The sequence below is a fragment of the Exiguobacterium sp. s83 genome (assembly GCF_018617095.1).
Lineage (GTDB): Bacteria > Bacillota > Bacilli > Exiguobacteriales > Exiguobacteriaceae > Exiguobacterium > Exiguobacterium profundum.
In genome coordinates, this window is sequence record NZ_JACSJP010000001.1 from 1,706,757 (window position 1) to 1,726,085 (window position 19,329).

The 19,329-nt window shown below is 47.2% G+C and carries 17 protein-coding genes; 6 read left to right on the plus strand and 11 right to left on the minus strand.

Annotation, left to right across the window (positions count from 1 at the left end):
* Positions 1 to 7: 7 nt before the first annotated feature.
* Genes KNO73_RS08720 through KNO73_RS08735 form a run of 4 tightly spaced genes read right to left on the minus strand, consistent with a single transcriptional unit; the run spans position 8 to position 3,578 of the window.
* On the minus strand, positions 8 to 934 hold the full coding sequence (locus KNO73_RS08720; protein WP_214810985.1) for a glycosyltransferase family 2 protein: 927 nt from the start codon (positions 932 to 934) through the stop codon (positions 8 to 10).
* On the minus strand, positions 931 to 2,145 hold the full coding sequence (locus tag KNO73_RS08725; RefSeq protein WP_214810983.1) for a glycosyltransferase: 1,215 nt from the start codon (positions 2,143 to 2,145) through the stop codon (positions 931 to 933). Before KNO73_RS08725 ends, KNO73_RS08720 begins: the two co-directional genes overlap by 4 nt.
* A gap of 10 nt (positions 2,146 to 2,155) precedes the next feature.
* Positions 2,156 to 2,854 (minus strand): CpsD/CapB family tyrosine-protein kinase, encoded by a 699-nt coding sequence (locus KNO73_RS08730; RefSeq protein WP_078147568.1) that lies wholly within the window; start codon positions 2,852 to 2,854, stop codon positions 2,156 to 2,158.
* Complete coding sequence (locus KNO73_RS08735; protein ID WP_214690489.1) at positions 2,820 to 3,578, minus strand: YveK family protein; 759 nt, start codon at positions 3,576 to 3,578, stop codon at positions 2,820 to 2,822. Before KNO73_RS08735 ends, KNO73_RS08730 begins: the two co-directional genes overlap by 35 nt.
* 476 nt (positions 3,579 to 4,054) lie before the next feature.
* Between KNO73_RS08735 and KNO73_RS08740 the strand changes: the two genes are divergently transcribed.
* From KNO73_RS08740 to KNO73_RS08760, 5 genes are read left to right on the plus strand one after another with little or no spacing between them, the layout of a single operon-like run.
* Positions 4,055 to 5,146, plus strand: a complete 1,092-nt coding sequence (locus KNO73_RS08740; protein ID WP_215112350.1) for a hypothetical protein — start codon at positions 4,055 to 4,057, stop codon at positions 5,144 to 5,146.
* Positions 5,127 to 5,984 (plus strand): GGDEF domain-containing protein, encoded by an 858-nt coding sequence (locus KNO73_RS08745; protein WP_078147571.1) that lies wholly within the window; start codon positions 5,127 to 5,129, stop codon positions 5,982 to 5,984. Before KNO73_RS08740 ends, KNO73_RS08745 begins: the two co-directional genes overlap by 20 nt.
* Positions 5,974 to 7,665: a DUF2334 domain-containing protein gene (locus KNO73_RS08750; protein ID WP_214687475.1), complete on the plus strand. Its 1,692-nt coding sequence runs from the start codon at positions 5,974 to 5,976 to the stop codon at positions 7,663 to 7,665. Before KNO73_RS08745 ends, KNO73_RS08750 begins: the two co-directional genes overlap by 11 nt.
* Before the next feature lie 2 nt (positions 7,666 to 7,667).
* Entirely contained in the window at positions 7,668 to 8,915 is a 1,248-nt protein-coding gene (locus KNO73_RS08755) for a glycosyltransferase family 2 protein (protein WP_078147573.1), read from the plus strand.
* A 13-nt stretch (positions 8,916 to 8,928) separates the two neighbouring features.
* Positions 8,929 to 10,977: a cellulose biosynthesis cyclic di-GMP-binding regulatory protein BcsB gene (locus KNO73_RS08760; protein ID WP_215112351.1), complete on the plus strand. Its 2,049-nt coding sequence runs from the start codon at positions 8,929 to 8,931 to the stop codon at positions 10,975 to 10,977.
* Positions 10,978 to 11,059: 82 nt separating this feature from the next.
* Here the strand turns inward: KNO73_RS08760 and KNO73_RS08765 are convergent, their stop codons facing one another.
* From KNO73_RS08765 to KNO73_RS08785, 5 genes are all read right to left on the minus strand, one after another.
* Complete coding sequence (locus tag KNO73_RS08765) at positions 11,060 to 12,025, minus strand: aldose epimerase family protein (RefSeq protein ID WP_215112352.1); 966 nt, start codon at positions 12,023 to 12,025, stop codon at positions 11,060 to 11,062.
* 23 nt (positions 12,026 to 12,048) lie between these two features.
* Positions 12,049 to 12,816, minus strand: a complete 768-nt coding sequence (locus KNO73_RS08770; RefSeq protein ID WP_214687478.1) for a tyrosine-protein phosphatase — start codon at positions 12,814 to 12,816, stop codon at positions 12,049 to 12,051.
* A 6-nt stretch (positions 12,817 to 12,822) separates the two neighbouring features.
* Positions 12,823 to 14,028, minus strand: a complete 1,206-nt coding sequence (locus KNO73_RS08775; protein WP_214810976.1) for an alpha-amylase family glycosyl hydrolase — start codon at positions 14,026 to 14,028, stop codon at positions 12,823 to 12,825.
* An 88-nt stretch (positions 14,029 to 14,116) separates the two neighbouring features.
* Entirely contained in the window at positions 14,117 to 15,040 is a 924-nt protein-coding gene (locus tag KNO73_RS08780; protein WP_214810974.1) for an LCP family glycopolymer transferase, read from the minus strand.
* 101 nt (positions 15,041 to 15,141) lie between these two features.
* Entirely contained in the window at positions 15,142 to 15,987 is an 846-nt protein-coding gene (locus tag KNO73_RS08785) for a YihY/virulence factor BrkB family protein (protein WP_214810972.1), read from the minus strand.
* A 126-nt stretch (positions 15,988 to 16,113) separates the two neighbouring features.
* Here KNO73_RS08785 and gnd point away from each other — a divergent pair, with 126 nt between their 5' ends.
* Positions 16,114 to 16,998: a phosphogluconate dehydrogenase (NAD(+)-dependent, decarboxylating) gene (gnd, locus tag KNO73_RS08790; RefSeq protein ID WP_214814400.1), complete on the plus strand. Its 885-nt coding sequence runs from the start codon at positions 16,114 to 16,116 to the stop codon at positions 16,996 to 16,998.
* Between the two features lie 39 nt (positions 16,999 to 17,037).
* Here the strand turns inward: gnd and KNO73_RS08795 are convergent, their stop codons facing one another.
* Together KNO73_RS08795 and KNO73_RS08800 are read right to left on the minus strand one after the other, a co-directional pair.
* The gene (locus tag KNO73_RS08795) at positions 17,038 to 17,652 is read right to left on the minus strand and encodes a flavodoxin family protein (protein ID WP_078147581.1); all 615 of its coding nucleotides are present in this window, start codon (positions 17,650 to 17,652) and stop codon (positions 17,038 to 17,040) included.
* An 89-nt stretch (positions 17,653 to 17,741) separates the two neighbouring features.
* Positions 17,742 to 19,298 carry an FMN-binding glutamate synthase family protein gene (locus KNO73_RS08800; protein ID WP_215112401.1) on the minus strand — a complete coding sequence of 519 codons (1,557 nt, stop codon included), beginning with the start codon at positions 19,296 to 19,298 and terminating at the stop codon, positions 17,742 to 17,744.
* Positions 19,299 to 19,329 lie beyond the last annotated feature (31 nt).

Sequence of the window (19,329 nt, forward strand, 5' to 3'; positions counted from 1 at the left end):
CTCCTTTCTAGCGATAGATCAGATTGGTCATCCCCCGATATAGAGACAGCAGGTTTGAAAACAAGATGCCGTTCCAGCGAAGCCACCGATATTCCATCGGTCCAAAGTAACGATTCACATCATGTGTCGTTAAGTACTGTTCCCGTACGTCCGCCGCATTTTCCTTGAACGTGTGTTTCAGAATGATGGCGGTCAATTCCTCTCCGTTATCACGCACCTCGACGTCCTGGAGTAGCCGCTTCAAATAGCGATTCGATTCCATCGTGGCTCGATGTGCGATTTTTTTCGTCTGTTGCTCGCCGTGAATCCGTGAATAGACGAGCGGCTCACGCATCACGTAAAAGTCGAACCCATCGAGCGCCAACTCGACCCAGCAGATCCAGTCTTGAATGAAGCGGTCCTCTAACGAAAAACGCCGATGTTCGAACGCTTGTCGCGGAATCAAGAGCGCGCATCCGTTCAAAGTCGACGACAACAACAAATGACGGAACATGTCCTGACTCGAATAGAATCCGCTCACTTTCCGTTGCACCCGTCGGATCGCCTCCCCATTTTCGTCAATGAACGCCGTCCCTGTGACGACGATAGTCTGGTTCATCGGGAGATGTTGCTCGCGCAATACGGCGAGCTGTCGTTCGATCTTTGTCGGCGCATACACGTCATCGTGGCTGAGCCAAGAGAAATAGTCTCCGTTCATCTCTTCAATTCCACGATTCAACGCACTCGAGACGCCCCCATTCTCCTTTTCCACGTAGCGAATTCGCTTACCGTAACTTGTCGCAATCGCCGCCGTTTTCCCGTCATCAGTCGAACCGTCGTTGACGACGATCACTTCAATCGAAGGATGCGTCTGGGCCAAGGCGCTGTCGATACATGTCCGTAAATAATCGCTCCCGTTATAGACAGGGATGATGATGGATACGAGTGGTGTCATAAAGCGTTCCTCACTTTCTCGGTTTGCAGCTCCTCGTACACGTGCAGGTAATCCTGTGCCCGGTCGAACAAGTCGAACCGTTGACGCGCTTCGTTCGCACAAGCGATTCGTGAGATCGAGGCGTGATGAAGACGATCGAGTCCGTCCATCACATCGTTGACCGATCGTGTGGCGACGACGACGCCGGTTCGTTCGGTCACGAGTTCCGGACTGGCCGTGGAATCGAGGACGAGGACTGGCGTGCCACAGGCGAGTGCCTCTGCCGTCACATTTCCAAATGATTCTTCCTCTGACAGGTTCAACAAGACGTCTGCCGCGGCATAGTACGAAGCCAATTCGCTCGGGTCATGTGTCTCTTGAATGTGAAGCACATTCGCCGGCAGATCATGTTGTTCTGGCATCTGTCCGACTAAGACGATTTGGTCGGACGGTCTGGCCTTGGCCAACTCTATGAATGCAGACAATCCTTTCGCCTCGGTCCAATGGCTTGCCACCCCGAGAAGAATGTGTTGTCCCGTCAACCCGAGGCGTGCCCGAAGTGGGCCTGGCTCTTTCGGCATGAACGTCTCCAAATCGACCCAGTTGTGGATGCGACGAATGATGGACGCATGTTGCAGAATCGAGAAGTGGGCTTCCATCGTGATCCAATCCGACACTCCCACTATTGCCAAGCGTGGAATGGCGTCGTACCATTTACGCTTGTCCGTCAACATCTCGCCGGTCCGGTCTAAAAACCAGCTCGGGATGTCTTCTTTTAAGAGTGGACACTGTCCACACCCGTCCTTCCAGCGCTCACACCCGACCGCCGTATAGTGGGTACATTTCCCGGTGAATAGCCAGCAGTCGTGAAGCGTCATGACGGTGGCGATGTCCTGCTTCGCCAAATACTCAAACAACGTTTGAAGATGAAGGTAATTGGCGTGAAGATTATGAAGATGAACCACGTCCGGTCGAAAGCTGTCCATGAAGGCAATCAAGTCAGCGGTCGACCGTTTGGACGTATATCCTTGACGCCCCGTCACGCGGGCGTGGAGCGCATGTCGCTTCGTTTCCCACGCCTGTCCAACCACCACACTCGTCTCGGTCACTGGTCCGGTCGCATGGGCGATTCGGACGTGGTGTCCAGAAGAGGCATGAACGGATGCAAGCTCTTTACACATCCGACCGGTGCTTTTCACTTCGTTGATGGCATTGATGTGAAGAATATTCATGTCCGACACCTCACTCGTATGCGTAGTAGGTGTTCGTATTACGAGAAGAACGCTTGTTGAGCACGAGTCCGAGAAGTTGTGACCCGGTCCGTTCAAGTTGTTCTTTCGCCTTCAGGACGAGCTGACGATCTGAGTTCTCGCAGCCGATCACGAGAATCGTCCCGTCGGATACGTTGGCCAACAGTCGAGCATCGGCGACGTGCATCATCGGAGGCGTATCGACGATCACGATGTCAAACTGCTCACGCAAATCACTGAGGAGGTCCGTCATGCGTGACGAGGCGATCAACTCGGTCGGATTCGGTGGGATTGGACCGGCCGCAAGCAAAGTCAGGCGCGGGATATCCGTTTTTTGAAGCGCATGTTCGAGGGTGACCCGACCGGCCAATACGGTAGATAGTCCCGCATGGGCTGACAACTGGAACGTTTGGTGTGCCGTCGGTTTGCGCATATCACAATCGAGGATGACGACATTTTTTCCGAGTTGCGCATAGACGACCCCTAGGTTCGCCGCCGTGGTCGACTTCCCTTCCCCAGACGAGGCGGAGGTGATGGTGATCATCTGTAATTTATGACCGACGGACGTGAACTCCAGATTGGTTCGAATCGTCCGATATTGTTCAGAGATCGGTGACTTCGGATTCGCCAACGTGACGAGATCCCGTTTTTTATAATCAAGACGATTGGCGTTCTTTTTTCGACCGAACATGCGAAACGTCTCCTTTCACTTGGGGTGTCGCTTCCTTCACATTTTTCGTTTTCAAATCCCGACGTTCGATTGTCGGAATCGACCCGATGACCGGCAAGTCCAGCAACCGTTCCGCTTCTTGCTCGTTCCGGATGCGTTTATCAAAGACGTGGCGTAACAGACCGATGAATCCACCTAACAAGAATCCGGCGAATAGACCGATTGCCGTGTTGAGCAGCACGTTCGGTGAGACAGGAGCTTCCGGAATTTCGGCTGGAGATAAAATTCGAACGTTGTCGATGTTCATCAAATCCGGGATTTCAGAAACGAACACTTCACTGATCACATTGGCCGTTTCCGCTGCCACGACCGGATCGTTCGCGGTGACGAACACATTGATGACTTGCGATTCCTCTTCACTTTCTACGGTGAGCGCATCTGAGAGCGGGTCTGGTGCGCTCGGCACCTGTTCTTTGACTTTTTCAAGAACAGCCGGGCTCTTCATGATGACGCGATACGTATTGACGAGTGAGAGCGAGGATAACACTTCCGAACTGTCTACGCGGTTGTCTTCTTGTTGTGTAACGAGTAGCACTTGTGTGGACGCCTCATATTTCGGCTGGATGAATGAAGTGCTCAAATAGTAAGCTAAGAGTCCGACGAGAACCATACTCACGAACATCCATTTCTTACTTTTCTTTAGAACTTCCACGAGATCGCCCACGATCGTCGTTTGTTCCTTCATGTTGGTTTCCTCCCTACAGACAGATTAAATGACCGAAATCAGGCGCAGGTTAACTGTAGTACCTTCTTACCCCCTTCATCTTGATAATTGAAAAGAAGGATTTATCATTTTTTCGCAACATCATGTCATGATGCCGTTCCGCTTTCTTCTTTTACGTTGCAGTCTTGAAGATAAAACAAAAAAGTGAGGGTTAGCCCCTCACTTTTTAAATTCATCGCTGATACGACATACGTGATGTAATTATCTTCTTTGTATGAAATACTATGTCAAAGGGACGAAATTCCAATGAGTACTCATTCTTTGTTTTCTTACTTAAAACTGATGGAAGACCTGCCGATATCTAATATAATCATCGACCATTAATATTTTTATGAAAATAATATTCAAATACCTAAAAAAGACATATATTAAATTATCTCATTCATTTAAGTGTATATATCCATCAATAAAATGGGTAATTTACATTAATAGTATATATGCTAATTTCAAAGGGGCTACTTATGCGACAACTTGTTTTGCTTTCAGCAGCATTATTTTTAACATTAAGTGGATGTTCCAATGAAACTCCACCTCTGAAGTCATATGAAAGTACATTCGCAACCGAATCATTCGTTCGAAAACATTTATTGACCAAAGAAGGGCTCATTCGGACAAATATTTCGGATCGACAACATGAATTTTTATCTGAATCCATCGGTCTTTATCTACTCTTTTTAGTAGACCAAAAGCGAGAAGACGAATTCGCCAATCAAATCGATATTTTTAAACACTATTTTTTAGATGAATCCAATTTAGTCAGTTGGCGCCTTGAACAAACAGGGGATGACATCACAGCAAGTCCGGTCAACGCTTGGATTGATGACGCGCGCATCATTCACGCATTATCGAAAGCAGCAGAAGTGTTTAATGAACCTACTTACACAAAGTTAGCTGAAAAGATCTCGACAGCCCTTACGACTAAAGGCGTGAAAGATGGTCTCCCCGTTGATTATGTGGATTTAACAACGAATGAAACGGGGGATGTGTTGACACTTAGTTATTTGGATGAAGCAGCTTTACGCTATATGCCTTCTTCGAATAATTTGTATCTTAATAGCAAACAACTCCTTGAAGAGGCACCTTTACAAGGACCTTTTTTCGCCAAGTCATACTCGATATCTGACCAAAAATATCACTTCGATGATGAAATCAATATGATTGACCAACTTTATGTTGCCATTCGATATGAACAATTCAATCTGGAAACTGACGTTTTTTATGATTTTTTTAAAGAACAGTTCAATCAAGGTCTTGTTTACGGGCGATACGATCTTGATTCCAAAGAACCTGCTGTCAATTATGAATCGCAGGCCGTATACGCATTAGCTATTTTTTATTTACTTGAACGTGACGAGAAGGAGTTTGCTGAAACAATCATGAAACATTTAAAGACGTTCATGATTTCCGATTCGTCATCCGAATACTACGGTGGATACATTGACGTATCGAATAAAGAAACCCATTCATTTGATAATTTATTACCTTTATTAGCAGAAGGAGGACTTTTAGATGGATACGTCATTCCGTAAAACAAGTCTCATCAGTTTACAAGTCGGTATGTTATTGATTGCTGTCGCTATATTATTTACTTACACTCCTGATCTAGGAAATGTACAGACTGAAGGAATTCTGCTACTCGCATCGGCCGTTTTTATAAGTTTATTTGCAGGTATCCGTGCTGGTTTATTTTCTGCATTGTTCATCCTATTCGTGTTTGGAAGTCTATATTTTTGGAATATGTTTTTTAGACCTGAAGACCAATCTTTCCTTTTTTCAGAGGCAACGCTCTTCTATTTCGGTCTTTGGTTAATTGGTCTTGTTATTTTAAGTGGCAGTATTTATGAACGAGTCAAGCAATTGGTTCAAAACAATCTTGTATTACAAGAAAAAATAAGACGTCTTGTCGCCATCGATGATGAGACAGGACTGGATAATAAAGATCGATTCGAACTTGAACTTCAGTTAGAAATTGATCGAACGAACCGTCACGATGAATCGTTTACCGTCCTCCTATACCAAATTGACCACTTCACTGAATTCAGAAAACTATATGGAGCCGATGAGTCCACTCGTTTCTTAAAGTTCTTTAGCGAACGTTTACATCAATCAACTCGAACAACAGATAAAAAATTCAGACTGTCTACCGAAGAATTCGCACTAATTTTGCCCTATGCTTCTGAAGAAAACATGCAGGTTATATTAAATCGATTTAAACATATGATTGGAGATTATGTGATCAAGAACGGTAAAACGGTCTCTTTCACAAATCATATTGCTCACTACACTGTTACAAAAGAGGCAAGCATTCAATCCCCGGATGATGTTCTCGGTTTAATGAGAAATGAGTTGAAAAGTTATGCGCTATAAAGTGCTCATCCTCCTGTTCGCGTTGATTGGTTTTCCGCATGTTGCACTCGCAAACAGTCCAAACGTCACGATTGTTTATAGTTCAACCTCAAACGATGTACCTCCTGAAATTTATAAACTTGATGCACTGGTCTCTCGTTTTTCTGAAGACATTCACATTCTTCGAGATACAGAAGTGACAGAAACTTCTTTTAAAAAAACGAGTCATCTTTTCTACTTTGGTTTAAATGCTGCAACGATTCCAGCGTCTACTCGTAAACTAATCAATGAGTCGAATGCTGCCCTTTATGGAATTGGGTTTAATGCAAATCAACTCAGAGCATTCGAAAAAATTGACGTCACTCGCATACAAGGTGTTTCAAAGTTTTATCAAGAACGGACTAATACAAGTTTGACATTCGCGTTAGCGGATACGGTTTTCTCTGTAAATCATCAAATGAAGAATGTACATGCACGTATTGCACAAAAAGACAAAGAGTACCCGACAATCATCCAACTCAACGAGCATTTTTATTCTGGTATTTATAACTTATTAAATCGTTCTTCTTTACTCTTCGCCGATAGTTTGTACGACTTTTTTAAAGAAGAAGCAAAACCAGAACACCTCGGGTATATACGTCTAGAAGATGTTAACCCAAGCACGGATCCAAAATTACTCGAAAAAACCGGGAACTACTTACTTGATCGTAACATCCCAGTTCTATTAGCAGTCATTCCGGTATATGTAGATCCAGATAGTGGGCAAGCCATTCACTTCAATGATCGTCCCAAATTACTGAATGTGATAAAGAACCTTGAAAAGCGTGGAGCCTCGGTCATCGCCCATGGATACACTCACCAATATCGTTCCTCTGAAACTGGTGAAGGTTTTGAATTCTGGGATGTTGAGAACAATCAACCCGTTCTCACCCCTTCAGATGAGCAGTCAATTATTTTAAAACCAGAAGAAACTTTCAGTAATACAAAGGACTACAACACCTATTTACGTGATGTTTTAGAAGGAGAGGCATCCTACATTCAATCAAAATTAACGAAATCTGTTCACGAGCTAGTTTCTTTAGGGCTTCATCCGCTAGCCTTTGAAGCACCGCATTATACGATGTCGCATTCAGGATATCAGCTAACGGCAACTTATTTTTCAAACGTATTCGGTCAAATTCAATGGAGCAATACGGAATGGGAAGTTATGGGGACAACCCCTTACGTATCAAAACCTTCTTTATTACATGGGATGACGTTGTACCCTGAAACTATCGGGTATGTCAGAACCGACTTACCACGGCCAGTTGAAGAAATGCGTCGGGCTCGCGATGAATTACTGATCGTTCGAGAATCAATGATTGGAGGATTCTATCACCCATATATCGGCATGGAACATTTGGCAGATCTTGTAGATATGATGGAATCTACACCTGGCTTCCAGTGGTTAGATTTACGTGATCAAGATGAGTGGGTTCGTACAGAGGATGTGTCAATTCAAGCCTCAAATGGAACGATATCACTTCAAGACAATCGTTCTCCTCTATGGAGTCAGTTAGAGTTGAACATGCCAAACTCGTTTCTTGAAAAATCACTATGGGCTCTGGTGATCATCACATTCACTGCCGTTCTGATGTTTTTGACCTATACCCTCTATCTTCGCACGCAACGTAAAAAACGACTATTTAAGGAGCGTGGTTAATCATGGCAAATCTACTCTTTCTGTTCTCACTCGTCATGATTTGGACGATGCTTCTATACCACATGTTTTTGATGCAAGGCGGGTTCTGGCACTTCATGACGTTTCGTGATCCAATCCCAGAATGGACGAAACATATGAAAGACTTACCAAAAGTGTCTGTTCTAATTCCAGCTCACAATGAAGCAGTTGTCATAGCAGCAACACTTCGAGCAATGTCTCGAATTGACTATCCCCATGACAAACTCGAAGTTATTTTAATTAATGACAACTCCTCAGATCAGACCGGAGAAATTGCCAAACAGTTTGAAGAGAAGTTTTCATTTATCCATGTCGTACAAACGACACCTGCATATGCAGGAAAAGGAAAATCGTCTGCTTTGAACTATGGTCTGACCCAATCAACGGGAGATGTACTGGTTGTATATGATGCGGATAACACACCTGAAAAAGACAGTGTCTATTATCTGGTTATGGGTCTTTTGAATGACCCAAAAGCAGGAGCGGTCGTAGGAAAATTTCGTGTCACAAATGCATATGAAACGTTGCTTACGCGTTTGATCAATATCGAAACCATCTGTTTTCAATGGATGGCACAAGCAGGGAGATGGAAGTGGTTTAACATTGCCACAATTCCTGGAACCAACTTTGCCATCCGTCGTTCCATTATTGAAGAGCTTGGCGGTTGGGATGAAGCAGCGCTAGCAGAAGATACCGAACTCACGATTCGGGTCTATGAACTTGGTTGGCATATCCGATTCTTTCCTGCCGCAATCACATGGGAACAAGAACCTCAAACGTTAAAAGTTTGGTGGAAACAACGGACGCGTTGGGCACGCGGAAATCAATACGTTGTTCTCAAATTCATGCGTCAATTATTTTCACTGAAACGAAAGAAAATCGTGTTCGATATCATTTACTTTTTTTTCACTTATTTTTTATTCTTCTTCGGCGTGATTCTGTCGAATAGTTTATTTGTGATTAATTTGTTTGTGGATATCGGTCTAGAAGTTGGAAATATCACACTCATCTTATGGATTCTCGCATTTTTACTATTTGTGACCGAAGTGTTCGTCACACTCAGTATCGAACGCTCCGAATTTAATGTGCAGAACTTTTTTACCGTTATTCTGATGTACTTCACGTACAGCCAATTGTGGATTGTGCTTGTCATCTACTCGCTTTATCTCGAAATAAAACGCGTCTTATTTAATCAAGAAGTCAAATGGTACAAAACAGACCGATTCGACTGAAGAGGAGGATATTATGAAACCTTACTTGCCCTACTTACTAAGTTCATTCCTGATTTTATCTACAACTTCGGTTCAAGCTGCCACTGAACTTCGTTCGTCGTTATCCATTGATTCTGAAAATGGTGAAGGAGAGCGTATATTAACGACGGAAGATGACGTCCTACCTGGAGAAACGTCCGCCCGTACGTATACGTATACGATGGTCGGAGATGAGCAAGCTAATTCGTCTAAGTATCTGTCGCTTGACTGGTTACATTCGGAGTTATTGATTCCGCCTTCAGCACTTACAATCGATATTGATGGTGAGCCCATCAAATCAGTCGCTTTGACAAAAAAATCATCTCAGGGAAACGTGAAAGTGCCGCTCCAAAACAAACATTTAACGAAGGGTACACATGAGGTCACGGTAAGATTCACGGGAATTATCGAAGGGAGAATGTGTGACACAGGAAATACATCCGGAAGCTGGTTAACTGTCCGCCCTTCGAGTTTTGTCGCTGCCGGAAACAAAGCAGAACTCTCATTGAAGGATTACCCGAATCCGTTTACACAAACAACAAGTCAAAAATTGACCGTTGTGCTTCCAAGTTCGCCGAGCGCAGCATCAATAGAGGCAGGACTTCTTCTATACAGACAGTTAAAAGGAGATGCGGCCGATTCAGATAATGTATCGCTTCAATATGAACAACAATTAAAATCATTGGATGGCCGGTATGTTTTCGTAGGACAGACTGATTCTTTCACAGGTCCTGTAAAAAACTTCATTCAAGAATTGAACGAACTCCCAACAGGCGATGAAATTTTGCTAGAGCAAGTCCGTCTCGTGAATAACGGAACATCTACCGAAGCCATGTTCGTTCTCGCTGAGAACGCAGATGCGTTTGAAGGGACACTAGACCATTTGCTACTCGTCCCACAGCGACAACAATTGAATGGCGAACGATTGACTCTAACGAGTGCACCCGTAATGCAAAAAAATGACAACATTGTTGATTTACGTGCTCTCGGTGCATCAGACTTGATGTTGAGCGGTAGCCAAGCGGTTAGTCCGAACTACTTTTATCCGTTGCCTGTCATCGATAAACAATCTCAAGTAAAACTAGATTTACGTTTTAAAGCGTCTGAGAATCTAGTGCCTGAACAAGAAGGGGGACTTCCTCCTGAATTGATTGCTTTGATAAACGGGGTACCCCACTCTATTCCTTTGACAGACACGGAAGAAGATCATAGTGAATGGCAGCAACATACTATTCAAGTCGATGCTTCCACGCTCCAAAAATCTTCATTTTTAGATGTATCTTTTGAAGCAAATGGACTCCGCTCAGAAGCTCCGTGCAATGCGAGTGATTTAGATCGCTGGATTTTTATTTCTAGTGAGAGCCAAGTAACGTTACCAACGAACAATGGGCAAGCGAATAATGAAGTATTCTCAAACATGGCTAGTCTTTTTGCAACGGATTCAGGTGTCTTATTCGTGATTCCTGACGATATGAGCGAACAATCACTTCAAAATATGGCCAGTGTGATGAATGGATTACCCGTCACTCCCTTAACAGGACAAGTCGAGTTTGTTCGTTCTAGCCAAGTTACTGAAGAAATGGTAACAAACCGTTCTGTATTCTTTATTGGAAATCCAGAGCAAAGTCCTCTCTTCAACGAACAAAAGAAAGATTGGATTGTTACAACAGACAATCAAATTGATTTGTCTCAGTACGGGTTCGTCCCAGAAACTTCTTCGGAATATGCCTGGATACAACCCTCTCCTTGGAACGATGAAAAAGCAATGATTGTTGTGTCAACTCAAAATTCGATTGATTCAACACTTATTGAAACGTTGGCTTTTCCAAATGAAACATTTAGCGTGGCAGTGAAGAATCAAAATGGCGCTATTTTTACAAATAGTTCAAGTATCGCGAATGAACTTTCGAATAACCAAGCAACATCTAATGACGAGTCTTCTACTTCAATAGACTCTACATGGTATTTTGTTGGTTTCATTGTGTTAATCGTCTTCATTATTGCCATTCTCTTCTATATGAGACGCAATAAAAAAACACCTTAATCCTTTATTACGTACCGCTTAATAGATATGCAAAGTATAAGAAAGGTCATCTCCTTCGTTTAGAACAAAGAGATGACCTTTCTTATTGCTCCACCCCAAACCGATACACCGTCCGCGAGTGATACAACTCACCCGGTTTCAGTTCGATTGAGGTTGCGATGTCTGGATAGTTCGGGGCATCTGGGAACGCCTGGGCTTCGAGACAAATTGCGCTATGTTTCTGTCGACCGTCGAGCGTCACCGGTGTCTCTTCACTCAAGAAATTCCCTGTGTAGACGACCATGACCGGTTGATTCGTCTCGACCGTCATCGTCCGTCCGCTAATCGGGTCGTGCAATCGAATCGGTCCATCCTTCAAGATAAACGGATGGTCAAGACCGCTCGCCCGTTCAATCGCCTCGTCTCCTGACACGAGCGCCTCTCGGACCGCTTTTCCGTCTCGGAAGTCAAACGGTGTCCCGCTCACATCACGCAACGCCCCTGTCGGCAGCGAATCCGCGTCGAGCACCCCGACCGAATCGGCTGGTAGCGTCAGTTCATGGTCGTGGATGGTCGGGCGTCCGCCAAGATTGAAATAGTTGTGATGGTTCAGGTTGACCCACGTCCGTTGGTCCGTCTCCGCCGTCATCGTGACGATGAGTTCATTGTCATCTGTCAGTTCATACAACACTTTGAAGAAGACGTTCCCCGGGTATCCTTCTTCCCCATTCGGACTGAGATATGTGAACTGGATGCACTGTCCGTCGGCGTCCATCTCCCAGTGACGGGCCGTGATGCCTTTGTCGCCTCCGTGGATATGATGGGGCGCCTCGCTTGGGGTCAAGGCGACGCCATCAATCTCCGCGTTGCGAATTCGTCCGGCGATCCGTCCGACGACCGATCCGAGATAGACCGGGTTTTCTAAGTATTGAGAGACGTCCCCATATTTTAATATGACCGAGTCGAGCTTGCCGTTCCGGTCCGGGGCCGTCAGTTCCGTCATCGCGCAACCATAGTCAATGGCGGATAGGATCATGCCGTTGGCGTTTTGAATCGTCGCTTGTTTCATGCCATCACCTTTCTACCCCGTCTTTACCACTTCCAGCGCCCTCGCCAGTTTTTTTCTGGCAAATGAGGCGGATTCACTGCAATCGGTTCATCGGCTAATATCGCCTCCGTAAAGTGGAGCTGCTGTTGCCACATCTCTTCTCCTAGTTCGTTGATGACTTCCTGTCTTGCTGCTAACCAATTGAAATCACGATGTTCCACGTTATGGGCATCGGAGGCGACGATGTGACTCAACCCGTTACTGATGAACGTGAGCGCGAGTTCCCGGACCTGTCTTCCAAACTGCCCTGTCAAACTGCTTGTCGTCACTTGCGACAGCGCACCCGCTGATACGAGATGGTACAATTTTTCGGGATGGAGTGCAAACTCTCGATTCCGCTCTGGATGCGCAATGACCGGAACGTATCCAGCCGCCTGCAGTTGAAAGAATAAGGATTCCGTATAAGCAGGCAGACTTTGACTCGGCAGTTCCACCAGGACATAGCGGGACCCGGCGAGCGAATGTGCCTCCCCAGACTCGAGCGCATCAATCAACTCCCCAAAGATTCGAATCTCTTGTCCGACATACAAGGTCAAGGGAATCTGTTCCTCATCGAGTTGTTGTTGTAGATGCGCGACTTCTTTTGTGATGTCATGATGCTCCGTCTCGAAGTACGGATGATACGCGTGTGGGGTCACGACAATCGACGTCACCCCTTCTTCGACTGCACGCCTTGCGAGTTGCAGGGACGCTTCCATCGTGCGTGGTCCGTCGTCTACCTCAGGCAACAAATGACAATGTATATCAATCATGAGGATTCACTCTCCAGTGTGTGTTTGTTTTAGCCAAACGTATTCATATGGGCGAAGCGTCACATGGCTCATCCATTCTTCTGTAAAGAGACTCGTTCCTTCGCAATCCGTCTGCACCGTCTCCTCACTCATGTTCGTCAATAACAGGAGGGTCTCTTCTTGGTGCTTCCGCTTGACGGCGAATAAGCGGCGGTCGAGACGTACGATCTCTTGGTCGGTATACGGTGACAAGGCAGGTTGGAGTCGTTTCACATTCAATTGGCTCAATATCCCTTCATAAACACGAAGTCGATCTGGATCGCGCTTCAATGCTCGGACGAGATCTTCCTGTTCAACCGGTTGCGACACCCCAAATAAAGTTCGGTAATCAATCAACGGAATCCCTTGAAGCGACAACAATACACTGTGGGCTGCGAGAATCACATCTGGGTTAGTGTCCATCAGATTTTTCTCAAACGGATCACGTTCCGCCGAAGAGAGGAAATTGAAATAGGTTTGATCGGCTCTCAGCGGATGCACCTGACTCGCCCAATCACTCAAACGTGTCACATCCGCCTGCGCAAACGCTAAAATCACATGGCTGGATAAGTCGAAATGGCAGACGACGTCCGCCTCCGCCTCATAGATGAGGGCAGAATCCACACGCTCATTGGCGATAATCAGCTGCGCATTCGGCTTATACGTATGCATGACCGTCCGCCATAGCTTGAGGATGTGTTTGACTCGTTCCGGCTCCATTCCACGAAACGACTCGACATGGACGCGGATTTTCGTCGCTCCGTACGCTAGACGTTCGATCAGTTCATCCGTTACGGTGACAAGGTCGAATTGCGCCTCATTCCATGCTTCAGGCGTCATCTCGTAAATCAAATCGAACGCGTCTTTGAAACGTCCCAAGTCTTCGAACAGTTGCACCCGCGAGTCGATCGCCGTGTCCTGTTGTTTCGTTTGATACGGAAACAGGGAGACGAGATAGAGATCACTCACCGTCGTTTGGACATGATCGGCTAACCATTGATGGAGCGCCTCGAGATTCGCTCGTCCGTCCGTCAGGATAAAACCGGCATCCACCAACAAGACGTTTGTTTTTTCAGAAGGGCGTTCATGGTCGTGCCAATGATGATCCGACCACTTCTCAAACAACCGCCCCCACTTTTCTTGCGAGGTCTCCCCGAGTTCGTGGAGCACCTCTTCAATCGTTTCCCATTTCATGGCTCATCCCTCCTTGGCATCTCTTTATTTCTCCCACTTTCCGTTCCCTTTGAAACACAAAAAAACTGTCCGACTCGGGTCAGACAGCTTACTCCATCAATCGTTTCAACTCTTCCCGAACGCCATTCAAGGAAGATGATTCCGGATTCCAATAGTAGATGCCGTCCCCCTCTAATCCGCCCGCACCCTCGAGCCGCAACACACTCGCATTGCGGAACGCGTTCATATAGTCTGTCGACAATGAGACGAATTCATTTAGTTCGATATTCGTCTTCGCCTGATCGCCGACCACCTCGAGTAACGCGGTGACCTTGTCGAGCGAGAAGTCCGTCCGTCCTTTTTCGATGATGGCGGCGACGACATCCCGCTGACGTTCTTGACGACCGAAGTCACCGTTTGGATCGTTATAGCGCATCCGCGTATAATCGAGTGCCGCTTCTCCGTCTAGCGTCACTTCACCGACGGGAAACGTGTAATCTTCTGTCGAGAACGCGAATTTATTCATGACCGTGATGCCTCCGAGTGCATCCACCACGTCGCTGAATGCCTCCATATCCGTCTCGATGACATAATCGATTGGGATGTCGAGGAAATTCTCGACCGTATTCATAGCCATTTCGGCTCCACCGAACGCATAGGCATGATTGATCTTATCGCGCGTCCCTTTCCCAACGATTTCGGTCAATGTATCCCGAGGAATCGAGAGCATCGCGCCTTCATCCAGTTCCGGATTGAGTGTCAGCACGATGATCGAGTCACTTCGTCCCTGTTCGGTCCCGCGTCGGTCGATTCCAAGCAAGAGAATGGAAACCGACTCTTTGCGTTCAATGGTCTCGACCTGTTTACGCTCTTTGCTGATGTTCAAGTTGTCATTCACTTGTGCGACGGTGTCATCGACTTCTTTTACCATTGACCAGACGAACGCGCCACCTGTGATGAGCACCAAGGCCATGACGCCTGCTACAACCCCTAGTACGATTTTCCACTTTGATGGTTTACGATGTTTCGCCATGTGGCCACACCTTCTTCCGTGAAATAGTACTAGTTTATTCCCATGCCACGGGTTGTTTTAAAGCATGTTCACAAAGAATAATCACGATATCCCTTTTTTTGTTATGGGAAATGGGTCCGGATCGGTTGACGGGTCATATGGTAGGGCCAGGCTGCATTGATTTCTGCCCCGATCAGCATCGTCGCCGCCGTCAGATAGAGCCAAATCTGTAGCAGGATGACCGCACCGATCGTGCCATACGTATCCCCGAGAATCGAGAAACGTTCGACATAGACGCTGTATCCGGTCGACAGCAATTGCCACGAGATGACCGCAAACACGGCTCCGGGAAGTGTTTCGATGAAGCGCACTCGCTGCTGTGGCGCGATTTTATAAAAGAGCGAGAACGCGATGATCAAAATGATGGTCGAGACCGTATAACGCGTCACCGTCGACAAGCGGTCGAATTCCTCAACTTGTGGATAGAGGGCATAAATCAGTTCGACAAACTCTTGACCGAATAGATGAAACACGATCAAGATGACCGCTCCGATACTCCCTGCTAAAATCACGAGCAACCCGATCAACCGTCGGAAGATATAGCCACGCGCTTCCGTCTCCCCATATGCGAACACCGTCAGCTTGACGAGTCGTGCCGTCCCGTTCGAAGCGGACCAAAACGCGATGATGGCACTGACCGATAACAGTCCGCCGTTCAAGTTTCCGCTCACATCATAGACGATAGATAACAGCTCACGCACACTTGAACCGGGAATGAGCGTTTCAATCTGCTCGATGAGAAGCGCGTCATCGATTTGAAACCATGCCATCACGGCGAAGAGGACGACAAACGTCGGAAAGATGGCTAAAAACCAAAAAAACGCCAGTGTGGCACTATAATCGTTAATATGATGGTCTTTGAATCGATGCCTGACGTCCACGGCCAGTCGAAACATACTTTCAAACATCGCCACCCTCCTCTCATCACTTCTTCTCTTATATCATTCTACATCTCGGGCAACCTGTCCTTTTGAGCAATCGTTATTTCGGGTATGCCCTATAGAGGACTAAATCTTACAAATGGGGTGGAACGAATGGAAATCGGTATGATCGGACTTGGTAAAATGGGCCTCAATTTGGCTCTGAATTTGACAGACAATGGGCATCGTGTCGTCGGGTATGACCCGGGAAACGTATCGACGAGTCAATTTGAGACGAAAGACTCTTTGCAGGAGGTCGTTTCCACGCTTCTGGCCCCTCGCGTCGTCTGGGTGATGGTGCCGGCGGGTGACGTGACCGAGCACGTCTTGAACGACTTGCACCATCTTCTCTCCCCAGGTGACATCGTCATCGATGGAGGAAACTCGAACTACAAGGAGTCAATGCGACGTTCCGAGCACTTTAAAGAAAAACTAATCTATTTCTTCGATGTCGGGACGAGTGGTGGGATGGAAGGTGCCCGTCACGGAGCGTGTACGATGATTGGAGGCGACTTGGAAGCGTTCGGAAAAATCGAACAGCTCTTCCAAGACGTCTCGACCGACCACGGTTATCTGTATGCGGGACCAAGTGGAAGTGGTCACTTTTTGAAGATGGTGCATAATGGGATTGAGTATGGGATGATGCAGGCGATCGCAGAAGGGTTCGAAGTGCTTGAGAAGAGTCCGTTCGACTATGACTATGAAGATGTCGCACGTGTGTGGAATCACGGCTCGGTCATTCGCTCGTGGCTCATGGAACTGACGGAGAGTGCCTTCTCGAAAGATGCGAAGCTCGACGACATCCGTGGGGTCATGCATGCGTCCGGTGAAGGCAAGTGGACGGTCGAGACGGCACTCGAGTACGACGTCCCGACGCCCGTCATCGCGCTCTCCCTTATGATGCGTCAACGTTCGCTTCAAGACGATACGTTCTCAGGTAAAGTCGTTGCCGCATTACGAAATGAGTTTGGTGGGCATGCGGTGGAGAAGAAAGAGTAAATCATCAAGGTCTCGACCAACATCGGTCGAGACCTTGATTCATTCCATCGTATTCCCTTCTGCCGGAATGGGATGGTTTTTAAGCATTCTCGCAAAATGAACGAGGTTATATGCCATCGTCTTGCCATGAGACTTCGTGAATTCATTTTCTCGTCCAGCATCGAGGTACGAGTCACCCGGTCCCGCTTCCCCGACCCAATAAGTATCGACGTTCGGCGGCACGGTGAAACCGATGTGGGACAATCCATATAGAATCGAAGCACAGGCGTGTTTCGCCCCGTCCTCATTCCCCGTGACGACGACTCCTCCGACCTTGTTGTAGTAGATCGCCTGTCCCGATTTATTCGTCAGCCCGCTACCGCCGTATAGACGTTCAATCACTTGGGTGGCGACGCTACTCTTCTCCCCGAGCCAGAGTGGTGTCCCGATCACGACAATGTTCGCGGCCTTCACTTTTTCAAAAATCTGTGGCCACTCGTCCCCATCCCCTTCATCTTCCGTCACACCGAACGTGACGTTGTAATCGACGATTCGAACGATCTCAGATTCAACATCGAGCGCATCGAAGTGCGGGATGATATCACGAATCAACCCTTCCGTATGCGACGTCATGTCGCCACCTTTTAACGTACAGTTCAAAAACAAGGCTTTCATTCGATCCCTCCTAAGTAAAATGATGTTCCATTAGGTGTTCCCGTTCGTCAAATGTTTCAAATCTATATCACAAAATCTATAAAATCGTATTAATCATATCTGTCTATAATCGATTTTATCTGGCCGTCCGGTTCCTGATAGACCACATGCTCTTGTGACAGTTCCGTCGGCGAGCGAACGCCTGCCGCAGCCGCCATATTGTATAGTCCTTCCCGAAGCGAGATGATATAGTTCGTCACCCGATAGCTCTTTTCGTCGACAACGAGAGCACGCTGCAGTTTCGCATCGGTCGTTGCGACACCGACCGGGCAGCGGTTCGTGTGGCAAACCTGTGCCTGAATGCACCCGACATTGAACATAAGTCCGCGAGCGATATTGACGAGGTCTGCGCCGAGCGCGAGTGCGATGGCGACTTTATCCGCCGTGATGAGTTTCCCAGAGGCGAACAGTTTGACTCGGTCTCTCAAACCGTGCTCGATGAGAAGGTGATGCACGTAAGGGAGCGCCGCCTTCAGCGGTAAACCGACTGTATCCGCAAGCTCTTGATACGTCGCACCCGTACCCCCTTCACTCCCGTCGATGGTGATGAAGTCAGGTACAATTTGAGATCTCGCCATCTCTCGGACGAGCGAGTCGATGTCTTGCAACTTCCCAACTACAAGTTTGATGCCGACGGGCTTCCCACCGATTTCACGTAACCTCTCAACAAATGCCAACAATTCCACATGGGTGTGAAATTCAGAGAAGCGGTTCGGGCTGTCAATGGTTTCCCCGACTCGTACACGACGGATTCGGGCAATCTCCTCGGTCACTTTCGATCCGTCGATATGTCCACCACGTGTCTTCGCGCCTTGGGCAAGTTTCAGTTCGAACGCTTTCACTTGCGGAAGGTCACTCTTTTGTTTGAATGCCTCGACTGAAAACCTACCGTCTTCATCCCGGACACCGAAGAGCGCCGGTCCAATTTGACAGATGAGATCGACGTCCCCTTTTAAATGATAGTCGGATAGTCCACCCTCCCCAGTATTCATCCACGTGCCACCCGCACGACCGAGCCCAATCGAAAGCGCTGTGATGGCCCTGTCTCCGAGCGACCCGAAACTCATGGCAGACTGACCGACAAGCCCCCGAACGTAGAACGGTTCCCGGCACGTCTGTTCGCCTATGATGACGGTATCTTCTTCTGTTAATAAGTACGGGGAGATGTCTCGTTCGACGAGATGTTCTTTTCGGGTGAACAGATTGTCTTCATCGAGTTCATACACCCATGTCGACACTTTCGTTGAATTGTCGATTCGTAACTCGTTCCGATTTGTCGGGTACAATGCATTTTGAAGATAGAACCCACCCGCGTCAAAATCTCGCTCCGAGCCGAATCCGATGATGCGCGACTTATACTTCCCTGCGATGACGGCCGACTCATAATCATTCCGTGAGAACGGCTTCGCCTCATTGTCATTCAGGAACAAGTATTGCCGAAGTTCGGGTCCCATCTTCTCAAATATATAGCGCAACTTTCCGAGAATCGGGAAGTTCCGGAGGACGGAGTGTTCGCGTTGGTTCCGGTCACGCCGCCACAGATAAAAAATCAAGAGCGGTGGCGTGATCATGATGAGCAACATGAGCATCAGTAAAATGGTTAACATCGATGTGGTGAGTGACACGGAATTCCCTCCT

Bases quoted from the DNA above. Each gene is read 5' to 3' on its own strand.
- KNO73_RS08745 (WP_078147571.1), top strand. From the start codon at position 5,127: ATGGATACGTCATTCCGTAAAACAAGTCTCATCAGTTTACAAGTCGGT.
- KNO73_RS08785 (WP_214810972.1), bottom strand. From the start codon at position 15,987: ATGTTTGAAAGTATGTTTCGACTGGCCGTGGACGTCAGGCATCGATTC.
- KNO73_RS08725 (WP_214810983.1), bottom strand. From the start codon at position 2,145: ATGAATATTCTTCACATCAATGCCATCAACGAAGTGAAAAGCACCGGT.
- KNO73_RS08765 (WP_215112352.1), bottom strand. From the start codon at position 12,025: ATGAAACAAGCGACGATTCAAAACGCCAACGGCATGATCCTATCCGCC.
- KNO73_RS08795 (WP_078147581.1), bottom strand. From the start codon at position 17,652: ATGAAAGCCTTGTTTTTGAACTGTACGTTAAAAGGTGGCGACATGACG.
- KNO73_RS08775 (WP_214810976.1), bottom strand. From the start codon at position 14,028: ATGAAATGGGAAACGATTGAAGAGGTGCTCCACGAACTCGGGGAGACC.
- KNO73_RS08755 (WP_078147573.1), top strand. From the start codon at position 7,668: ATGGCAAATCTACTCTTTCTGTTCTCACTCGTCATGATTTGGACGATG.
- KNO73_RS08735 (WP_214690489.1), bottom strand. From the start codon at position 3,578: ATGAAGGAACAAACGACGATCGTGGGCGATCTCGTGGAAGTTCTAAAG.
- KNO73_RS08750 (WP_214687475.1), top strand. From the start codon at position 5,974: ATGCGCTATAAAGTGCTCATCCTCCTGTTCGCGTTGATTGGTTTTCCG.
- KNO73_RS08800 (WP_215112401.1), bottom strand. From the start codon at position 19,298: ATGTTAACCATTTTACTGATGCTCATGTTGCTCATCATGATCACGCCA.
- KNO73_RS08730 (WP_078147568.1), bottom strand. From the start codon at position 2,854: ATGTTCGGTCGAAAAAAGAACGCCAATCGTCTTGATTATAAAAAACGG.
- KNO73_RS08720 (WP_214810985.1), bottom strand. From the start codon at position 934: ATGACACCACTCGTATCCATCATCATCCCTGTCTATAACGGGAGCGAT.
- KNO73_RS08780 (WP_214810974.1), bottom strand. From the start codon at position 15,040: ATGGCGAAACATCGTAAACCATCAAAGTGGAAAATCGTACTAGGGGTT.
- KNO73_RS08740 (WP_215112350.1), top strand. From the start codon at position 4,055: ATGCTAATTTCAAAGGGGCTACTTATGCGACAACTTGTTTTGCTTTCA.
- KNO73_RS08770 (WP_214687478.1), bottom strand. From the start codon at position 12,816: ATGATTGATATACATTGTCATTTGTTGCCTGAGGTAGACGACGGACCA.
- gnd (WP_214814400.1), top strand. From the start codon at position 16,114: ATGGAAATCGGTATGATCGGACTTGGTAAAATGGGCCTCAATTTGGCT.
- KNO73_RS08760 (WP_215112351.1), top strand. From the start codon at position 8,929: ATGAAACCTTACTTGCCCTACTTACTAAGTTCATTCCTGATTTTATCT.